Here is a 4,443-nt window from a genome sequence, read left to right on the forward strand (position 1 = left end):
GGCGCCCGGGTGTGCGCGCGGCGGCCCTCGGGGGCGGGCGGGGCCTGGGGGGCCCCCCCGCCCCGCCGCGGCCGCGGGTCGGCCGGATCACCGTGCTGCTGCTCGCGGCCGCCTGCGGTCTGTGCGTGGCCAACCTGTACTACCTCCAGCCGATCCTGCCCGAGCTCGCGGCCTCGCTGCACCGCACGCCCGGCTCGCTCACCTCGTCCGTCTCGGCCACCCAGTTCGGTTACGCCCTCGGCCTGTTCGCGCTGGTACCGCTGGGCGACGCCGTCGATCGCAGACGGCTGCTCACCGTCCTGGTGACCACGGCGGCCGCGGTGCTCGCGGTGATTCCCTGGGCCGACGGAGGGCTCCTCATCGGCCTGTTCTTCCTGCTCGGCCTGGTGAGCGTCGCCGCCATGGTGATCGTGCCGCAGGCCGCGGGCATGGCACCGCCCGAACGGCGCGGGCAGGTGGTGGGCACCGTGATGACCGGCGTCATCCTCGGCGCGCTGCTGTGCCGGACCTTCGCCGGAGTGGTGGCCGACCTCGTCGACTGGCGGGCCGTGTTCTGGGGTGCGGCGGCCCTGATGCTCGGGGTGGGCGTGATGCTGCGCCGCATCTTGCCCCCGCAGCCCGCCGGAACGCCCCTGACCGCGCGCGGGTACGCCCAGCTCATCGGCTCGCTGTTCTCCCTGGTCCGGGCACGGCCGGTGATCGTGGAGCGCTGCCTGTACGGCGCCCTGGGGTTCGCCGCCTTCACCGTGCTGTGGACCGCTGTGCCGCTCCGCCTGATCCAGGGGCCCTACCACTACGGCTCCGCCGCGATCGGCGCGATGGGGCTGCTCGGTGCGGGTGGCGCCCTCGGCGCCAACCTGGCGGGCCGGTTCGCCGACCGGGGACGCCAACGGGCCGTCAGTGCCGCCGCGTTCGCGCTCATCGCCGTGTCGTTCGCCGTGGTGTCGGTCCTGTCGTCCTCGCTACTCATGCTCGGCACGGCGATTCTCCTGATCGACTTCGCGGTCCAGGCCGCGCACATCTCCAACCAGACGACGGTCTTCGCCCAGGTCGGCGACGAGATGCGCAGCCGCGTCACGACCGTCTACATGACCTGCTACTTCCTCGGCGGTGCAGCGGGCTCCGCGCTGACGGGTCCCCTCTGGGCGCACGGCGGCTGGCCGGACACCGCCCTGCTCGGCTGTGCCGCGGGCGCCTGCGCCCTGCTCCTGCTCCTCGGCCACGCGGCGGTGCGCCGCGCAGCGACCTCACGAAAGACGATGGCGGCCACCGATGACTGACATATCCGATTCCGTGCTTGCTGTGCCCGGCATCCCGGCACAGGGCCTGCCCACACAGGGCGTGTCGGCGATCACCCCTGCCGACCCCCGCTACCACTCCCTCACCACGCGGTCACGCAACACGCGCTTCACCGGCCGGCCGGACCGGGTCCATGTGCCGCGTACCGCCGAAGAGGTACGCCGGGCTGTCACCGCCGCCGTCCACGAAGGGTCGCGGCTCGCGGTGCGCGGTGGCGGCCACGGCCTGGAGGGCCTGGTGGACGACCCAGCGGTGCGCACCCTCGTCGACCTGTCCGAGCTCAACGACGTCGCGTACGACGCCGGCCGGGCGGCTTTCGGCATCGGCGCGGGCGCGCTGCTCGGCTCCGTCTACCGCTCCCTGTACCTGAACTGGGGCGTGGCTGTGCCCGGCGGCACCTGCCCCTCGGTCGGACTCGGCGGCTATGTCCAGGGCGGAGGCTTCGGCGCGCTGTGCCGACGGCACGGGCTGATCGTGGACCACCTGGAGGCGGTAGAGGTCGTCGTCGCCGACGGCACGGGTGAGGCCCGCACCGTGGTCGCGTCCCGGGCCCCCTCCGACCCGCACCACGATCTGTGGTGGGCGCACACCGGCGCGGGCGGCGGCAACTTCGGATTGGTCACGCGCTATTGGTTCCGCTCCCCGGAAGCGGACTCGGACGCCCCGCGGGATGTGCTGCCCCGGCCTCCGAAGACGGTTCTCTTCGCTTCCGCGGAGTGGCCCTGGGAGTCGCTGAGCGAGCGGGACTTCGCCAGGCTCCTCCGCAACCATGGCGACTGGCACAGCACGGAGGACGGTACGGACCCGACGTACGAGAGTCTGTACAGCGCGTTGTACCTCAACCAGCACGCGGTCGGCCGGATCACCCTCAGCGCGCAGCTGGACGGCTCGGCTCCCGACGCCCGCAACCGGCTTGAGGAGTACGTCGCCGCCGTAGGCGGCGGCGTACGGACCCCGTGCCGGATCACCTACACGGGCATGCCCTGGCTGAGGGCTACCCAGCGGGACGTGGAGAACAGGGGAGAGCTGACACGCTCCAAGAGTAAGGGCGCCTATCTGCGCCAGCCGTATTCGGCCGCGGAGACCGAGCTGCTCTTTCGGCGTCTCTCCGACCCGGACTACGACGGTCATACAACGGTGGTGCTGTTCTCCTACGGCCGTAAGGTCAACACCGTGGACCCCGCGGCGACCGCCGTCGCCCAACGGGATTCGGTCCTCAAGAGCTATCTCGGCACGTATTGGACCGATCCCGCCGACGACGAGCGGCACATCCGCAGACTCCGGGAGCTCTACCAGGATTTGTACGTGGAGACAGGCGGAGTGCCCGTCTCCGACGCACGTACCGACGGCTCGTACATCAACTATCCGGACGTGGATCTGGCCGATCCGCGCTGGAATACCTCAGGCGTTCCCTGGCACACGCTGTACTTCAAAGGGAATTACCCCCGACTCCAGCGGGCCAAGGCCGTCTGGGATCCGCGGAATGTCTTCCGGCACGCTCTGTCGGTACGGGCGTCCGACTGAGCCTCCGGCCGAGCGGAGCCGCACCCTGATCCGCACCTCGACCAGATCGCGGAAGCGGTCGATCAGCCGGCTGTCCAGAACGGGCTGGTAGACGACGAGGGTGGCGTCGACGCCCGCGAGCCGCAGCTTCACATAACCGAGTTCGATCCGCCCCAGAGTCGGGTGGTCGAAGCAACGTACGGACGGCACGGACGGAGCGAGGTCGAGCCGCTCCCACAGTTCTTGGAATTCCGGGTGCTCTACCTGCAGGTCTTCGATCATCTTCGCGTATGCGGGATGGGCGAGTTGATCGGCGGCCTGCGCACGGAAAAGTGCCGCCGCTTCAAGGGCGTCCTGCTCCCAATTCGGGTGCATTTCCCGGGCCCGCTCGTCGAACATCATCACGAGAGTGTTGCGACGACTGAGCTCCAAGGATTCGAAATAGGGAAACAGTGCACAGAATCCCTGATTCCATGCCAGCACATCGAACCGGTGATTCACGATGAAGGCGGGCAGTGGATCCTGGAATTCAAGGAAGGTCAGATACTGCTCCGGAATGTGCTCCCGCGAGCAGGGCGCCCGCCCCGCCGGCGGTAACTCGCCGGCCAGCCGGAACAGATGCCCGGTCTCCGTCGTATCGAGCTGCAGAGCCCGCGCGAGACCGTTCAGAACCTGGCTCGACACCCTGATCCTGCGGGCCTGTTCGAGCCACGTGTACCACGTCACACTCACCCCGGCGAGCTGGGCGAGCTCCTCTCTGCGCAGGCCCGGCGTGCGGCGGCGCCCGTACGAATTCTTGATACCCACAGCCTCCGGCGCAACCCGTTCGCGTCGGTTGCGAAGGAAGGCGGCGAGCTCTTTTCTTTGCTGTTCGGTGATTGCCATAGTGCGCTCCCCCTCAGCATGATGGACCCATCGGATCACAACAGGGCATCCCGACCCTACATCCTTCAGCCATTACATGGGTGCAACGGGCACCGATCGCAACGCCCAGTAAATATCCCACTTTTACTGGCTTTTTTGAAGATTTTTAACTTGCTGCTCCTGTGAAACTCCGTCTTAACGCTCCGGACGTCTTCGATTCTCGCGGAACGCGATCCACGTTCGAGATGTGAGACGAGATTTTACGCACACGGGGACCGATACCCGAGCCGTTCGCCGACACGCCGTGCCGCCCGCCTCGTACTCGTCCCACAGGGCCCAGGGCCCACGCTCGATGATCCGCTCTGGCTGACGGGAGTCGTCCATGACCGCGATCTCCAACGCGCGGCTACGGCGGCCTCCGGGTCCGGCTGACGACCGCCCACGCCGTGCTGGAGGTCGGCGAGGACGCGCTGACGCTCTCCGCCGCGGGGAGCACGTTCGAGTTCGCCCCGGCAGCGGAAGCGGTGCTGCGCCCGCTGGTCGACGGCCGAACCGTGGACCTGGCCGCGCTCGCCGACGCGGCCGGCCTCACCCTGGAGGACGTCGTCGGGCTGGTCCAGGAGCTGGTTGCCGGGCAGGCCGCGACGGTGGGGAGCCTGCTGTGACGGCGCAGCTCGCTCTAAGACGTCATCTCATTTGGCTGGCTCGGTAGGCTATCGCTCGTGGGGATCGTTGAGCGGCTGGTGCCGGATGAGTTGTGGGAGTTGTTCCAGCGGG

At 68.8% G+C, this 4,443-nt stretch carries 3 protein-coding genes and 1 pseudogene; 3 read left to right on the forward strand and 1 reads right to left on the reverse strand.

The genetic code is table 11. The annotated features are described in order from the left end of the window. Positions 1-1,280 (forward strand): MFS transporter (locus ACFWWR_RS48040; protein WP_384310691.1); only part of this gene is annotated, 1,280 nt, incomplete at its 5' end. Continuing rightward, on the forward strand, positions 1,273-2,823 hold the full coding sequence (locus ACFWWR_RS48045; protein WP_384310692.1) for an FAD-binding oxidoreductase: 1,551 nt from the start codon (positions 1,273-1,275) through the stop codon (positions 2,821-2,823). The genes ACFWWR_RS48040 and ACFWWR_RS48045, both read left to right, overlap by 8 nt. Positions 2,824-2,913: 90 nt before the next feature. Here ACFWWR_RS48045 and ACFWWR_RS48050 read toward each other — a convergent pair. Further along, positions 2,914-3,687 (reverse strand): annotated as a pseudogene (locus ACFWWR_RS48050) (helix-turn-helix transcriptional regulator); the annotation flags it as partial. Between the two features lie 425 nt (positions 3,688-4,112). Here ACFWWR_RS48050 and ACFWWR_RS48055 point away from each other — a divergent pair. After that, positions 4,113-4,331, forward strand: coding sequence for a winged helix domain-containing protein (locus ACFWWR_RS48055; protein ID WP_384310694.1), 219 nt, complete (start codon positions 4,113-4,115; stop codon positions 4,329-4,331). Positions 4,332-4,443 lie beyond the last annotated feature (112 nt).

Source organism: Streptomyces sp. NPDC058678, assembly GCF_042714835.1.
In the GTDB taxonomy this organism is placed as follows: domain Bacteria; phylum Actinomycetota; class Actinomycetes; order Streptomycetales; family Streptomycetaceae; genus Streptomyces.